Here is a 14,229-nt window from a genome sequence, read left to right on the forward strand (position 1 = left end):
CTGGTTGCTATTGGCCACTACGAGTCGTGCTGACACGCCGAGATCGCGGCCTGCCAGCGAGTTGGCGCGTTCGAGCGGGCGGATGTGTGTGAGGGGTGGCAGTGGAGCGCATCGCCATTCAGACTCGAAGCAATGGGCTGGTCACTAAGAGCGCCGACACCAACGGTTCAGGGCCAGCATGGGAGATCGGATGACGCAGCAACCATCGGCCAGAACCCCGCCACCGCTCGACGGCGTCGACACCACGGGCAGCCCGCATGCGCAATTCCTCTCGACCGAGCACTGGAGCTTGCTTGCCACGCGCAGCATGACGTGGAACGAGATCTTCAGCCGGACCGGCACCTATCTGACCGTCCTCTCGGCCACCGTCATCGCACTCTCACTGGTGGCGAACGCGTCCGGCTTCGGGCAGAGCTTCCGGACGTTCGCACTGCTGGTGCTCCCCGTTGTCCTCCTTGTCGGCGTAGGCACGTACTTCCGCCTGATCGAGGCGGATATCGAGGACGCCTGGCTGGTGATCGGCATGAACCGGCTACGGCACGCCTACCTCGAGCTCGCACCGGAGCTGGAGCCGTACTTCGTCGCCAGTCACCACGATGACGCGCCCGGGATGTTGAAGACCTACAGCTTTCGCAGCCGGGTCGGCCTGACTCACTGGCTTTCGGGATCTCCCGTCATCGTGGGCATCATCGACGCCGTCGTCACCGGCGTGCTGGCCGCGGTGATCTGCGACGCCGCCGACGCTGGAGCCACGCTTCGCACGATCATCGGCGTCCTCGCCGCCGTGGCGACCGTGATCCTGCTCGCCATCCTCGGCTACCGAAAGGTCCGCGAGGTAACCCGCAACTATCAGCCGCGTTTCCCCAGCTGACAACCCGGCCGACGTGGTCCCTCGGCGACGGGGGTGAAGGTCCGGCCTGTCACTGGCCGGCCAGGGTCGAGACGGCCGCGGCGACCTCCGCCGGGAAGTCCTCCTGGAGGAAGTGCTTGCCAGGAACCGTCGGAACGTCGTCGAGCCGGGCCGCGAGGCGAGCCTGTACGCCGTACGTCCGCAGCGGCAACGCCGTGTCCTTGCTGCCCCACAACAGTCCCACCGGACGGACGCCGGAGCCGAGTACGGCCTCATATCGCCGCCGCTTCTCGACGGTTCGCTCGAACGAGCGCATGATCCGCAGGAAGGCCAGGCCGTTGTCCTCCCTCAGAAGCAGACGCAGGTGCGCGTCGACGTCCGCGGTCGGCACATCAGGACCGAAACCGATCGTCCGCATCAACGTGCGAAACACCACCGGCGCTCGTGCAGTCGTCAGCCACGCACGCCCGAGAACGTGGTGGGCGAACGGCTCCATCATCCACGGCCGGCGAAAGGTGTCGACGGCAACGATCGTGTTCAGCAGCAGGATGGAGCGCACCCGGTCAGGCGCGGCCGCCGCGATCTCGAAACCGACCGGCCCGCCGATGTCATGCACCACGAGGTGCACCCGATCCAACCCCAACGCGTCGAGCGCAGAAACCGCCCACCTGCCAAGCCCGGTCCAGGAGTAGTCGAAGTCAAGCGGTCGCGCCGCCAACCCCAGACCGGGCAGGTCGAAGGCGATCCCGCGCAGCCCACGCTGCGCCAGCTCAGGCAATACTGCGCGGTACACGAACGAAGAGGCCGGTACGCCGTGCAGGCAGACGACCGGTTCAGCGTCCGACGCCCCGTGATCGAGGACGAAGCTCCGTACGCCGTCGGCCGTGAACTCCCGGCCGGCGGCCCGATGAGCAGCCAGAACCTCATCAACCGTCACAACCTCACTCTCCCACCGGTCAGACCAGGCTGCGTCGCCGGCCATCCCCGCCGGCATCAGGCGGTGGAGGCCACCGGCCTTCGCCTGGACCACGCGGTCGCCGCGGACGGTCCGGCCGGTCCACCGGTAGCCCAGCAGCACGCCACGCCTCGAATCCGCCGATGACGTCAGTGCTACGAAGCAGGCCGAGCCGGCGGAGGGACTGGGCGGCGAGGCTCGAGGCGTACCCGCCCTCGCACAAGATGATCCAGCGGATCGACGCGTCGACGGCCTCAGGGATCCGAGCGTCGCTGCTCGGATCCAGGCGCCACTCCAGATGGTTGCGTTCGATCACGATCGCGACGGGCACCTCACCAGCCGCCCGCCGCTGGTATTCAGGTCGGATGTCGACGATGTACGTGCCGGTCACGCCGATCGCTTCCAGCGCTTCGGCCGGTTCGAGCCGCGTCAGGTCGGCCCAGGCCGTGGCCAGGGTCTCCTCGATGCCCATCGCTCCCCCGTCTGCGCGGGCTCAACTGTGGAAGACGCCGTTCCGCTCCCTCCAGACCTCGGCGGCGACGGTCTTCTGTCCGTGGGTGTCCGACGTGTAGCTGAACCCGTCGTCGCTGTCGACGTGGAACCAGACGGAGGCGGGGCCTCTGACCACCGTTCCGCCGAAGTCGTTCGCATCGTCGTCGACCCGCTCGAGCTTGCCGCCGCCGTGCCACCTCACCTTCATGGTCAGGGTGCCGATCGCCACTGGTGGCTTGCGTTCCAGTGCGCTGATGGTGTCGTGGAAGTCCGGCAGGATGACGTCAGCGACGACGAACGACGCACGCCCGCGTGCGGGGTCGGCCGACACGTTGTCCGGGTGCAGCCGGTTGGTCCAGAACAACCCGGCTGCGGAGATCCCCGGGTTGAAGTCGCGAGTCTGTGTCTCGAAGGTGGGGTCGACCGACCCCTCGAAGACGTCGACTCAATAGAAGCCGAAGGTTCCGACGTTGCGCTTGCCGTCGAGGCCGATGAACGTGCCGTCCATGAACCGTACGTCGACCTCGAAGGCGTGGGCGGAATTGGCACCGGTTCCTCGCCCGTCGATGATCGTGGCACCGACGACTCCCTTGAAGTCGGTGATGGTGCTGGGCTCGCCCTGACCCACGAGGACCACGTGGAAGACCTCGCCGCCCGGTGTGAGCTGGAAGCCCCCGGGGATCGGTCGTGCCGCCGCGGTCGACAGCTGTCGGTGACGCTCCTGACCCGCAGATGCGGTAGGTGCCGTCAGCAAACCGCCGCCGACGGCGGCTCCGCTGAACCCGGCCGCTCCGAACAGGAGATCGCGTCGGCCGAACCCGTGGCGATGCCGCGGCGTCCGGTCCATCGTGGCGGTTCGCACCGCAGCGCTCCTCGGTAACATTCCGGCCACCCCCTCCGGTCGCTCGCTCCCGACGATACTCGCGTTCGCGGCGCTTGCGACCGGTGATCCACCAAGGTTTTTCGGGGCGCGGCGGCTCAACCACGCACGATGACGTCGTACTCGGTGCGCTCGACGAGCCGACCGATGATCGGGCTCCCGGGCACCTCCCCGGCGACCAGGAGCCCGCCGGACGTCTGCGCGTCGGCGAGCAGTAGCCGCTCGATCTCGGCGAGTGATCCGAAGTCGGTGTGGGGTTCGACCCACGCGAGGTTGCGGCGGGTGCCGCCGCTGACGTATCCGGAGGCCGCCGACTCGCGAGCTCCGTCCAGGTACGGTACGGCGGGCGCGTCGACGACCGCCGTGACACCGCTCGCCCGGGCGAGCTTGACAAGGTGGCCCAACAGCCCGAAACCGGTGACATCGGTCGCGCAGCGCGCGCCGGCCTCGAGCGCTGCCTGCGACGCGACGAGGTTCAGTGCAACCATCGCCTCGATCGCGTGCGGGAACACCTCACCTGTCCGTTTGTGGCGGTTGTTCAGCACACCCAATCCCAGCGGCTTGGTCAACGACAGCGGGGTCCCCGGCACCCCCGCATCGTTGCGTAACAAGCGATCCGGATCCGCCACACCGGTGACCGCCATCCCGTACTTGGGCTCCGGATCGTCGATACTGTGCCCGCCGCCGACATGACAGTGGGCATCGCGCGCGACCGCGAGACCGCCGCGGAGCACCTCCTTGGCGAGCTCGAACGGCAGGACGTCCCGCGGCCACCCCAGCAGGTTCACCGCGACGAGCGGCCGCCCGCCCATCGCGTACACGTCCGAGAGCGCGTTCGCGGCGGCGATGCGCCCCCAGTCATAGGGGTCGTCCACCACCGGGGTGAAGAAGTCCGCGGTCACGACGATGGCGAGGTCACCGGCCAGCCGTACGACCGCGCCGTCGTCGCCGGTGCCGAGCCCGACCAGCAGATCGTCGCTCAGCGGCTCGCCAAGTAGGTCGGCCAGTACGGCCTCCAACTCGCCGGGAGGAATCTTGCATGCGCAGCCACCACCGTGGGCGTACTGCGTCAGCCGGAAGATCCCTGTATCGGTAGTCATGGCAGCCACCCCCTGGTCGGCCTGGTCCGGTCTTCAGGCTAAGCCTCGAAACGTGGATCGCGACCACCGCTCGGTGGCCGGATGCCGGCGCTGCGAGATCTGTTCCGCGCCCGACAGCGGTCCGTATGCTGCGGGTGGAGGCGTCTGGGTGCCTGGTGGCCCTCGCGGTCTTCAAAACCGTTCGGAACCGAGGATCTCGGTTCGGCGGGTTCGATTCCCGTCCGCCTCCGCTGACTGTCCGCCGAACCGATGACGGCGACGGACACGCGCCGTACTGTCGTGGAATGGGGGACCCACGACGCTTGATCCCGCGCGTCGACGGGCTGCTGGCGGACCCCCGACTGGCCGAGGCGCAGGTCCGGCTGGGACGGGAACTGGTCCGGCAGGTGATCGCCGACGTCCAGAATCGAGCGCGCCGCGGCGAGATCGCGCCCGAGCAGGTGCACGACGCCGTCCTGTCCGCGTTGCCGCAGCGCGCCAGCGTACTGCGCCCGATCGTGAACGCGACCGGCGTACTGCTGCACACCAACCTCGGGCGTGCAGCGCTGTCAGTCGGTGCCGTCGAAGCGGTTGTCGCGGCAGCAGGGTCCGTCGACGTCGAGTTCGATGTCGACACCGGGCGCCGGGCTCGCCGCGGCAGACAGGTTCTCGATGCGCTCATGACGGCCGTGCCGGCGGCCGAATCCGTGCACGTGGTGAACAACAACGCGGCCGCGTTGGCACTCGCCGCGACATCACTCGCGGCGGGCCGGGAGATCGTGCTCAGCCGGGGCGAGATGGTGGAGATCGGCGACGGGTTCCGCATCCCGGATCTGCTCACGTCCACTGGAGCGCGCCTCCGCGAGGTTGGCACCACCAACCGCACCACTTTGCGCGACTACGCGGAAGCCGTCGGACCACAGACCGGATTCGTCCTGAAGGTGCACCCCTCCAACTTCGTCGTCACTGGCTTCACGGCCCAGGTCCCGGTGCGCGAACTCGCCACGCTGGACGCAACTGTGGTGGTCGACATCGGCTCAGGTCTGCTCGCTCCGGACCCTTCGCTGCCCGACGAGCCGGACGCGGCGAGCGCGCTTGCGGACGGGGCCGCGCTGGTGACCGCCAGCGGGGACAAGCTCCTCGGGGGACCGCAATGCGGCCTTTTGCTCGGTCTGCGGGCGTACATCGAGCAGTTGCGTCGCCATCCGCTCGCCCGGGCCCTGCGCGTCGACAAGCTCACACTCGCCGCGTTGGAAGCCACACTGCGAGGTCCACCTGCACCGATCGCGCGGATGCTGCACGCCGGTCCTGATGAGCTACGGGCCCGCGCCGAGTCCCTGCAGGCGGGTCTCGCACCACTCGGCGTCGACGTGCGGGCGGTGCCGAGCCAAGCCACCATCGGAGGTGGCGGCGCACCTGGACTGGTGCTGCCGAGTTCGGCGCTGAGCCTGCCGGTCGCGTTCGCGAACGTGCTCCGCGAACACGACCCCTGCATCGTCGGCCGCGTCCACGCCGGGCGGCTGCTACTCGATCTCCGCAGTGTCCCACCCGAGCAGGATCCGGTCCTTCACGACGCGATCGCGCTGGCCGCGCCGGCATGACATGCACGTCATCGCGACCGCCGGACACGTCGACCACGGCAAGTCCACCCTGGTCCACCTGCTGACCGGGATGGAGCCGGACCGCTGGGCCGAGGAGCGCAGGCGCGGCATGACCATCGACCTCGGTTTCGCCTGGGCCACCCTTGCCGGGGGCGCGACGATCGCGTTCGTCGACGTACCCGGTCACGAGCGCTTCCTCGACAACATGCTCGCAGGAATCGGTCCGGCTCCGGCCGTCATGTTCGTCGTCGCCGCTGACGAGGGCTGGAAGGCGCAGTCAGCCGAGCACCTCACCGCGCTGGACGCGCTCGGCGTCCGTCACGGAGTCCTCGTCATCAGCCGCTGTGACCTCGCCGCGCCGGAACCGGCGCTGGCCGCAGCGCGTCAAGAGCTGGCATCGACATCGCTGGAGGGAATCGAGTCGATCGCCGTGAGTGCAGCGACCGGTGCCGGCATCGACGACCTTCGCGCCGCGTTGTCGCGGCTGGTCGCGGCCCTCCCGCCGCCGCAGGTAGCGCGACCGGTGCGCCTCTGGGTCGACCGGGCGTTCACAATCCACGGCGCCGGCACGGTGGTGACCGGCACCCTTGCCGCGGGAACGCTCGCGGCGGGCGACCGCCTCGCAATAGCGCCCGGCGCGCACATCGCGCGCGTTCGCGGCCTGGAGTCGCTCAAGACTCCGGTGCCCGAGGCACGCGCCGTGGCCAGGGTCGCGGTCAACCTGCGACATGTACCAGTCAACGCGGTACGGCGAGGCAGCGCCCTGCTGACCCCCGATGCATGGGAGACGACGAATCTGATTGACGTCCGGGCCGCCGCGCAACTGCCACCACAGGTACTTGTCCATATCGGGTCGGCGGCTGTCGCTGCCCGGGTACGTCCCTTCGGCACGGACGTCGACCGACTGACTCTCGCGTCGCCACTGCCACTGTGGATCGGGGACCGGCTGCTGCTCCGCGACCCTGGGAGCCGGCGGATTGTCGGTGCCACCGTGCTCGACGTTCGACCACCCGAACTCCGTCGCCGCGGCGACGGAGCGCTGCGTCGTGCCGAGCTGGACTTGATGACCGGCCGGCCGGACCCGGAGTCCGAACTGCGTCGCCGACGCGTCGTGAGGGTTGCCGACCTGCGCCGGATGGGCTGTCCACCCCCATCGGGCGTCGCGCCGCTCGCCGGTGGCTGGCTGATCCACCCTGAGTACCGCGATGCCCTGCGGGCGCAGCTCGCCACCGAGATCGATTCCTATGCCGCCCTCCACCCACTGGAGCCCGGATTGCCGGAGGAGGACGCTCGCCAGCGACTCGGCTTGCCGGACCGTCGTCTCCTCGAGGCGGTGGTGAGCGCACCCATCGTCGCCGCGGACGGGCGGGTGCTGAAGGCAACGACCCGGGACAGTCTGCCCGCGGATGTGGCGTCGTCCGTCGAGGCGATCCTTGCCGAGCTGTCCGCGAGCCCGTTCGCCGCAGCCGACGCCTCCCGGCTCGCAGCCCTCGGCCTGACCCCGGCCAAGCTCGCGGCCGCAGTCCGAGTCGGATCGCTGCTGCGGGTCGCCGACGGTGTCTACCTCGCCCCGGACGCCCCAAGCCTCGCCGTACAGCGGCTGGCTGAGCTGCCGCAGCCATTCACCGTCAGCGACGCACGACGTGCACTCGCCACCAGCCGTCGCGTGGCCGTACCCCTACTCGAACTGCTCGACCGGGCTGATCTCACCCGTCGCGTCGACGACCTCCACCGCCGCGTCGCCGGCGAGCCTCAACCACCGCGACCTCTACCCGAGAGCATCTGACGCCAAAGTCGGCGCCTGCCCACCTGGCCATACGTCCTGCCGTAGCCGATCTCAGCCGTCCGCACCGGCATCGGGCCAGCCGGGGAAGGTGATTGCGGGCCCGCTCCCCCTGCCCCCTCCGGAGAGGGACGGGCCCGCAATCAGACGGTGGGTGGCGGGGATCACGCCACACTGGATCGATGCAAACGACGACGGCGCAGTTCGCGCAGAATCGATCGCTTGCTTCGGATCAAGGCAGTGAGCCGATCCGGATCGGCGGTGCACCGAGCCGCGCGCAACTCGGCCTCGACGGCGTGAAGAGTGGCGATCAGTTCGCGAACGGTACTGGTGTCATGATCGCGCATGGAGCCTCGCCAGGTCGAAAGATCGGCGCCCGGTTGTCTGAGGCTGAACCACTATGACCGCTGTAAGCGCTTCGATCAACCCCCAGTTCGAACAACTCGCCAGCACTGGACTGGGCGGCCGAGCGGTGGTACTCCGGAATGGTCAAGGAAGCCTCGTGACCGATCGCCGCAAGTTGTGGAGTGTCGGGCCGGCACCGCAGGACAGCCAGTCCGGGCCGGACCAGCTGGCCCATGCGCTGAGCGAACTGGCCCGGGACCTGCACCGCGCCGATGACCCCGACGACGTACTGCGGGAGGTCGTGCAGGCGGCGATGGACCTCGTACCTGGAGCACAGGCAGGCTCCGTGACCGCCCTCGTCGGCGGGAAACGCGCAGTACACAAGGCGGAGTCGGGCCCGCTGCCGGCGCGTGTCGACGCCGTCATGTCCGAACTCGACGAAGGTCCCTGCCTGGACGCCCTGCTGGGCCGTCGGATCGTCCGGGTCGACGACATGCGCCGCGAGCTGCGCTGGCCGCGGTTCGCTCCGCGCGCCGCCGGGCTGGGTGCACTGAGCATGCTGGCATTCCCGATGTTCGTGAAGGATGACAGCCTTTGTGCGCTCAACTTGTACGCCGACGAGGCTGATGCATTCACCGACGAGTCCGAACACGTCGGCAGGTTGCTCGCCGCCCACGCGGCCGTCGCCTACTCGGGAGCGCAGCGGGCAGAGAACCTGCTCGCCGCCATCGAGACCCGAGACCTGATCGGCCAGGCGGTCGGCCTCTTGATGGAGCGCTACTCGATCACCGCCAACCGCTCTTTCGACACGCTGGTCCGCTTCAGCCGCCAGACCAACCGCAAACTCCGCGACGTCGCCGCCGAACTCATCCGCGACGCAGAAGCCGGCGCTCACACCTAGCCCGCTCAGCGTCCCTACACTATTCAGCGGCAGCCCGACCCAACGCTTGATGGAACGCTCGGGGGTGGACCGGCTGTGCTGCGGCTTGGTCAGGGGAGAGTTCGCCGCTGGTCACGGCGAGGACGAGCTGGGCCACCGTGCCCACCTGCTCGGTGAATGACTCGACGAATAATCGGTCGGTGAGGTCACCGTGACCCGGAACGACCGGGCCATCGACAAGTCCGATGACCCGCCGCATGGTCCGCGGCCATTCCAGCGGGTAGCCATCGCGGTACCCGGGTGGTCCGTTCTCCTTCACCAGATCACCCACGAAGACGACTGAACAATCAGGGATCTCGACGACCAGATCGCCATTCGTGTGCCCCCTGCCCAGGTGGTGGAGACGGATCTCCCGACCACCGACCGAGACCACCAACTCGTCGTCGACCAAGTGATCGGGTGGCGTTATCCGCACTGCGCGAAGTGCTGCCTCCATGGCATTGAACGGCTCGGACGTCATCAACCGTTGCCTCATCGACTCGGCCGTCGCTGCCATGAAACCGGATGGCCCCAGATGGGTACATCGCCGAACTCGGCGTTCCCGAAGACGTGATCCCAGTGACCGTGTGTGCTGATCACTCCGACAATCGGCTCGTCCGACAGGCGGCGGATGTCGGCGATCAATTCCTCGGCGTACCTCGGTCGCCCGGGTGTCGACCACCAGCAAACCAGCTCCGCTACCGATGAGCCCTGCCGTAGACGTCAGGGTGTGCTGTTCTGTGGGGCCGGAGGTCCGGTGTGTTGAGGGGCCCAGTTGGACAGGAATCGCAGGGCCTCGGCGGCCGGGCTGTCGGGTTCGGCTGTGTAGGTGATGATCACCAGTCCGTCGCCGGTCAGTTCCATGGCTTCGCCGGTGAGTTCGAGGTCCCCGACGAGCGAGTTGTGGAGCCGCTTGACGGCGGTGCGATGGTACTTGACGTTGTGACGCGCCCACCGGGTCCGGAACTCCTCGCTTCTGGTGGCGAGTTCGCCGACGAGGTCGGTGAGGCTCTTGTCGTGAGGGTTGCGGCCTGCCTCGGCGCGGAGTGCGGCCACGGCGTCATCGGCGACGGTCTCCCAGTCCAGGAAGAAGCCTGGCGCGCGGTGGTCGAAGAACAGGAACTTGGCGACGTTCAACGGCAGCCGAACGCGGTCGAGGATCCCGTCGTACAGGACGAAGGCGAGGTCGTTGGCGGCGAGGATGTCGGTACGGGCGTTGCGGACGTACGCCGGCGTGGTGAGCGACTCGAGGATCCGAAGGACGCCTGGGCGCACCTTCGAGACCGCCGTACGCCGGGATCCACGGACCGGACCGGTGGAAGCCCGGGCGAGATCGAACAGATGGGCGCGCTCGGCGTCGTCGAGGCGCAGCGCTCGCGCGAGCGCCTCGAGTACCTGTTCGGAGACGCCGGCAAGGTTCCCGCGTTCGAGCCGGGTGTAGTAGTCGGCGCTGACGCCCGCGAGCAGGGCGACCTCCTCGCGGCGCAGCCCGGTCACGCGGCGCTTGTCGCCGAAGGTCGGCAGACCGGCTTGTTCGGGTGTCACCTTCGCGCGTCGGCTGGTGAGGAACTCCTTCACGTCCTCCTTGATGCTCACGCCTTCCACCGTACGGGCGGGCCCGTTCGCGGTGGGAGGGTCTGCTGGTACCCGTTACACCGAGGACTCCCACCTGCGATGCAGACAGGTGTTGGCTGGCGACATGGATCAGACCGTCACGTTGAACAACGGCGTCACCATGCCCATCATCGGCTTCGGCGTCTTCCAGATCCCGGACGACCAGACCCAGGCCGCCGTCGAGGCCGCGCTCGAGGCCGGCTATCGCCACCTGGACACCGCGGCGTCCTACGGCAACGAGGAAGCCGTCGGCGCTGCCATCGCCGCCACCGGACTCCCCCGCGACGACCTGTTCGTCACCACCAAGCTGTGGATCCAGCACGCCCCGGCGGGCAGCGTCGAGGACGACACCGTGCGCGCCTTCGACGCCTCTCTGCGCCGGCTCGGCCTCGACCACCTGGACCTGTATCTGATCCACCAGCCACTCGGCGACTACTACAGCGAGTGGCGAGCCATGCAGCGCCTCCACGCCGACGGCAGGATCCGGGCGATCGGCGTCTCGAACTTCCATCCCGACCGGCTCGTCGACCTGATCGAGCACAACGAGATCACCCCCGCGGTCAACCAGATCGAGACCCACCCCTTCCACCAGCGCACCGCCGACCAGGAACTGATGCGCGAGCGCGGTGTCCAGCTCGAGTCCTGGGGCCCGTTCGCCGAAGGTCGCAACAACCTGTTCACCGACCCCGTCCTCAGCACCATCGCCGAGGCGCACGGCAGATCGGTCGCGCAGGTCGTACTGCGATGGCTCGTCCAGCGCGATGTCGTCGTGATCCCGAAGTCGGTTCGTCCCGACCGGATGGCCCAGAACCTCGACATCTTCGACTTCACCCTCACCGATGACCAGATGAAGCAGATCGCGACCCTGGACGCCGGCGACAGCCTCTTCTTCGACCACCGCGACCCGGCCATGGTCAGCGCCCTCGGCAGCCGCAGAATCGACTGACGCCCCATGCACCCACAGCGACGCAGTGGCTCCCGCGGCCTACCGCGCCGGCAGCTGTTCCGATTAGCTCTGGCCGGCACCGCCGGAGCAGCACTGGGGGCCTGCGGCCCAGGACCCGAGCCCACTGCTGAGAACCCGCGAGCCGACGAGGGAGGACTACCCACGGTGCAACCGTCGACCGCGCCCACCACAAGCACCCGAGCCAGAGTGCTGGTCGCCTACTTCTCCCGTCCTGGCGAGAACTACAACAACGGTGGCCGTATCTGGCTGAAGGTCGGCAATACCGAAGTCGTCGCGACGATGATCGCCAACCTCGTCCCATGCGACGTCTATCGAATCGAGGCCGCCGAGCCCTATTCCGACAACTACGACGACACCGTCGCCCGCAACGTCCGCGAGCAGGACGCCGACGCACGCCCCGCAATCGCCAACCCGCTTCCGGCGATCGGCCAGTACGACGTCGTCCTCCTCGGCAGCCCGATCTGGAACGTCCGTGCGCCGATGATCATGTCGACCTTCACCGAAACGCTCGACTTCACCGGCAAGATCGTCCATCCCTTCACCACCTACGCCATGAGCGGACTCGGCACGACAGAGCGCGACTACGCCCGCTCCTGCGCCGGGGCCACCATCGCCGAAGCCCTCGCCGTCCGCGGCGAGCAAGCCCAACAAGCGCAACCGCAGGTCACCGAGTGGCTCCAGCGGATCGGGCTGCGCTGACGCCACCCGAGCAGGATCCAGAAAGGAACACCATGACCACCTGGCTCATCACCGGCTGCTCCACCGGCCTCGGCCGCGCCTTCGGCGAAGCCGTCCTCGCACACGGACACAACGCCGTCGTCACTGCGCGCGACGTCGCGAAGGTGCAAGACATCGCCGACAAGTACCCCGACACCGCCTTGGCCCTCCCGCTCGACGTCACCGACGACAACCAGGTCACCGAGGCGGTCAGCGCCGCCGAGACCCGGTTCGGCGCCGTCGACGTCCTCGTCAACAATGCCGGCTACGGCTACCGTGCCGCTGTCGAAGAAGGTGAGGACGACGCCGTCCGGCAACTCTTCGACACCCACGTGTTCGGCACCGTCCGCACCATCAAGGCCGTCCTGCCCGGCATGCGCGCCCGCCGCACCGGCACGATTGTGAACCTCTCCTCGATCGGTGCACGGATCTGCCCGGAAGGATCCGGCTACTACTCCGCCGTCAAAGCCGCGATCGAAGCCCTGACCTTGTCGCTGCGCAAAGAGGTCGCGCCACTCGGCATCACCGCGATGGTCGTCGAGCCGGGCGGGTTCCGCACCGACTTCGCCGGCCGCTCACTGACCCAGGCCGCCGTACCGATCGCCGACTACGCCGACACCGCGGGCAAACGCCGCAAGGAACACGGCACCGGACACGGCAAGCAACCTGGAGACCCGGCGAAGGCCGCCGCCGCGCTGATCCAGGCCGTCGAGTCCGATGCGCCGCCGTACATGCTGCTGCTCGGCAACGACACCTCCGACGGATTCCGCGCCGCCCTTGACGCCCTCCGCGCCGAAGCCGACGCGTGGGAAACCCTCAGCCGCAGCACCGACTTCGACGCCTGACCGAAAGAGATGATGACGCCCGAACCGACCCCGGCCCAACGAGCCATCGGTGACTTCGCACCCAAGCTTGTCGAACTCACCGACGACATCCTCTTCGGCGACGTCTGGAAGCGGACCGAGCTCTCCCCGCGCGACCGCAGCCTCATCACTGTGGTCAGCCTCGTCACCTCCAGCAGCTTCGAACAGCTCCCCAACCACCTGCGCCTCGCCCGTCAGAACGGCCTGACCGAGACCGAACTGAAAGAGGCGATCATCCACCTCGCGTTCTACGCCGGCTGGCCAAAGGCGATGTCCGCCATCCAGGTCGCCAAGACCGTCTTCGCCGAACACCAGTAACACCGATCGCTCGGAAGGCTGTCGCCGCAGTCAGGCCACAGGGCCGCGGTGCACGGCAGTCCAGACACGGCCTGTCTCCGTTGTGGCCAGGTGACCCAGCAGGATTGCGGCCGATCTGTCGAAGTCGACCGTACCGATGTCGGTCTGGCTGACAATGAACCGCCGGATCAACGGATCGTCGATCGCTGCAGGATCTACTCCAGCGAGCCAGGTCCGCAGTGAAGTGCCCATCCTCTGCACGCGCAGGGCGTTGACCGTGACACCGGTGCCGGTGAGCTCCGCGGCGAGGTTCACGGTATGTGCCTCCAGCGCAGCGGCACAGGCTGCGTAGATGTTTCCACCGGCCCACGAGGCCAGGTTGCCGATCACACCGCAGACGTTGGCGATCCGGCCCCAGCGGCGGCGGCTCATCGCTGGGATCACCACGCCGGCGAGGGTCACCACGCTGGCCACATTGATGGTGAGGGCACGCAGTACAGCCGCCGGGTCGAGGTCGGCGACAGGGCCGAGCGGTGTCACCGTCGCAGCATTGTTGACAAGGATGTCGACCTCGCCGAGCACCTGCTCGACGCCGTGGACGAGGCCCGGAATCGACCCAGGATCATAGAGATCAGCGGTGAACCCCTCCGCCTCGCCCCCGACCGCCCGTACAGCCTCCACCGTGGCGTCCGCACGAGCCCTCGACAGGGCAACGACCGCAACGGCGACGCCGGCGGCACCCAACTGCCCGGCAATCGCCCGTCCGATCGCACTGCCTCCGACGGTCACCATGGCAACTCTGCCGGCGAAGGGTCTTGCCGGATTCACGCCTGCGTACATGGTTGTTGGAGTCGCTACGACGCCCGG

18 protein-coding genes and 1 tRNA gene are annotated in these 14,229 nt (G+C 68.3%); 10 read left to right on the plus strand and 9 right to left on the minus strand.

Annotated features, from left to right (window positions below):
* Window positions 1-190 precede the first annotated feature (190 nt).
* Complete coding sequence (locus AB0I34_RS34780) at window positions 191-871, plus strand: hypothetical protein (RefSeq protein ID WP_360453492.1); 681 nt, start codon at window positions 191-193, stop codon at window positions 869-871.
* 49 nt (window positions 872-920) lie between these two features.
* On the opposite strand, the gene AB0I34_RS34785 is transcribed toward AB0I34_RS34780, so the two are convergent.
* From AB0I34_RS34785 to selD, 5 genes are all read right to left on the minus strand, one after another.
* Window positions 921-1,787, minus strand: a complete 867-nt coding sequence (locus tag AB0I34_RS34785; protein ID WP_360453495.1) for an alpha/beta fold hydrolase — start codon at window positions 1,785-1,787, stop codon at window positions 921-923.
* Between the two features lie 19 nt (window positions 1,788-1,806).
* Entirely contained in the window at window positions 1,807-2,277 is a 471-nt protein-coding gene (locus tag AB0I34_RS34790; RefSeq protein WP_360453498.1) for a rhodanese-like domain-containing protein, read from the minus strand.
* A 21-nt stretch (window positions 2,278-2,298) separates the two neighbouring features.
* Complete coding sequence (locus AB0I34_RS34795) at window positions 2,299-2,661, minus strand: hypothetical protein (RefSeq protein ID WP_360453500.1); 363 nt, start codon at window positions 2,659-2,661, stop codon at window positions 2,299-2,301.
* 81 nt (window positions 2,662-2,742) lie between these two features.
* On the minus strand, window positions 2,743-3,159 hold the full coding sequence (locus tag AB0I34_RS34800; RefSeq protein WP_360453504.1) for a hypothetical protein: 417 nt from the start codon (window positions 3,157-3,159) through the stop codon (window positions 2,743-2,745).
* Between the two features lie 116 nt (window positions 3,160-3,275).
* Entirely contained in the window at window positions 3,276-4,277 is a 1,002-nt protein-coding gene (selD, locus tag AB0I34_RS34805) for a selenide, water dikinase SelD (protein ID WP_360453507.1), read from the minus strand.
* A 136-nt stretch (window positions 4,278-4,413) separates the two neighbouring features.
* Between selD and AB0I34_RS34810 the strand changes: the two genes are divergently transcribed.
* The 5 genes from AB0I34_RS34810 (at window position 4,414) to AB0I34_RS34830 (ending at window position 8,886) form a co-directional block, all read left to right on the plus strand.
* Window positions 4,414-4,508, plus strand: a tRNA-Sec gene (locus tag AB0I34_RS34810).
* A 53-nt stretch (window positions 4,509-4,561) separates the two neighbouring features.
* Window positions 4,562-5,857, plus strand: coding sequence for an L-seryl-tRNA(Sec) selenium transferase (gene selA / locus AB0I34_RS34815; protein WP_360453510.1), 1,296 nt, complete (start codon window positions 4,562-4,564; stop codon window positions 5,855-5,857).
* Between the two features lies 1 nt (window position 5,858).
* The gene (gene selB / locus AB0I34_RS34820; protein WP_360453513.1) at window positions 5,859-7,643 is read left to right on the plus strand and encodes a selenocysteine-specific translation elongation factor; all 1,785 of its coding nucleotides are present in this window, start codon (window positions 5,859-5,861) and stop codon (window positions 7,641-7,643) included.
* A gap of 179 nt (window positions 7,644-7,822) precedes the next feature.
* Complete coding sequence (locus AB0I34_RS34825) at window positions 7,823-8,044, plus strand: hypothetical protein (protein WP_360453516.1); 222 nt, start codon at window positions 7,823-7,825, stop codon at window positions 8,042-8,044.
* Between the two features lie 98 nt (window positions 8,045-8,142).
* A complete protein-coding gene (locus AB0I34_RS34830) occupies window positions 8,143-8,886 on the plus strand; it encodes a GAF and ANTAR domain-containing protein (RefSeq protein WP_360453518.1) in 744 nt (247 codons plus the stop codon).
* Window positions 8,887-8,905: 19 nt separating this feature from the next.
* On the opposite strand, the gene AB0I34_RS34835 is transcribed toward AB0I34_RS34830, so the two are convergent.
* From AB0I34_RS34835 to AB0I34_RS34845, 3 genes are all read right to left on the minus strand, one after another.
* Window positions 8,906-9,385 (minus strand): MBL fold metallo-hydrolase, encoded by a 480-nt coding sequence (locus AB0I34_RS34835; protein ID WP_360453521.1) that lies wholly within the window; start codon window positions 9,383-9,385, stop codon window positions 8,906-8,908.
* Between the two features lie 11 nt (window positions 9,386-9,396).
* A complete protein-coding gene (locus AB0I34_RS34840; RefSeq protein ID WP_360453524.1) occupies window positions 9,397-9,549 on the minus strand; it encodes an MBL fold metallo-hydrolase in 153 nt (50 codons plus the stop codon).
* A gap of 78 nt (window positions 9,550-9,627) precedes the next feature.
* The gene (locus AB0I34_RS34845; RefSeq protein ID WP_360453527.1) at window positions 9,628-10,500 is read right to left on the minus strand and encodes a helix-turn-helix transcriptional regulator; all 873 of its coding nucleotides are present in this window, start codon (window positions 10,498-10,500) and stop codon (window positions 9,628-9,630) included.
* Between the two features lie 103 nt (window positions 10,501-10,603).
* Here AB0I34_RS34845 and AB0I34_RS34850 point away from each other — a divergent pair, with 103 nt between their 5' ends.
* From AB0I34_RS34850 to AB0I34_RS34865, 4 genes are all read left to right on the plus strand, one after another.
* Complete coding sequence (locus tag AB0I34_RS34850) at window positions 10,604-11,464, plus strand: aldo/keto reductase (protein ID WP_360453530.1); 861 nt, start codon at window positions 10,604-10,606, stop codon at window positions 11,462-11,464.
* 207 nt (window positions 11,465-11,671) lie between these two features.
* A complete protein-coding gene (locus tag AB0I34_RS34855; protein WP_360453533.1) occupies window positions 11,672-12,184 on the plus strand; it encodes a flavodoxin in 513 nt (170 codons plus the stop codon).
* Window positions 12,185-12,216: 32 nt separating this feature from the next.
* Window positions 12,217-13,047, plus strand: a complete 831-nt coding sequence (locus AB0I34_RS34860; protein ID WP_360453535.1) for an oxidoreductase — start codon at window positions 12,217-12,219, stop codon at window positions 13,045-13,047.
* A 12-nt stretch (window positions 13,048-13,059) separates the two neighbouring features.
* On the plus strand, window positions 13,060-13,383 hold the full coding sequence (locus AB0I34_RS34865) for a carboxymuconolactone decarboxylase family protein (protein ID WP_360453537.1): 324 nt from the start codon (window positions 13,060-13,062) through the stop codon (window positions 13,381-13,383).
* Window positions 13,384-13,413: 30 nt separating this feature from the next.
* Here the strand turns inward: AB0I34_RS34865 and AB0I34_RS34870 are convergent, their stop codons facing one another.
* On the minus strand, window positions 13,414-14,154 hold the full coding sequence (locus AB0I34_RS34870) for an SDR family NAD(P)-dependent oxidoreductase (RefSeq protein WP_360453540.1): 741 nt from the start codon (window positions 14,152-14,154) through the stop codon (window positions 13,414-13,416).
* Between the last annotated feature and the right edge of the window lie 75 nt (window positions 14,155-14,229).

Source organism: Kribbella sp. NPDC050281, assembly GCF_040655855.1.
In the GTDB taxonomy this organism is placed as follows: domain Bacteria; phylum Actinomycetota; class Actinomycetes; order Propionibacteriales; family Kribbellaceae; genus Kribbella.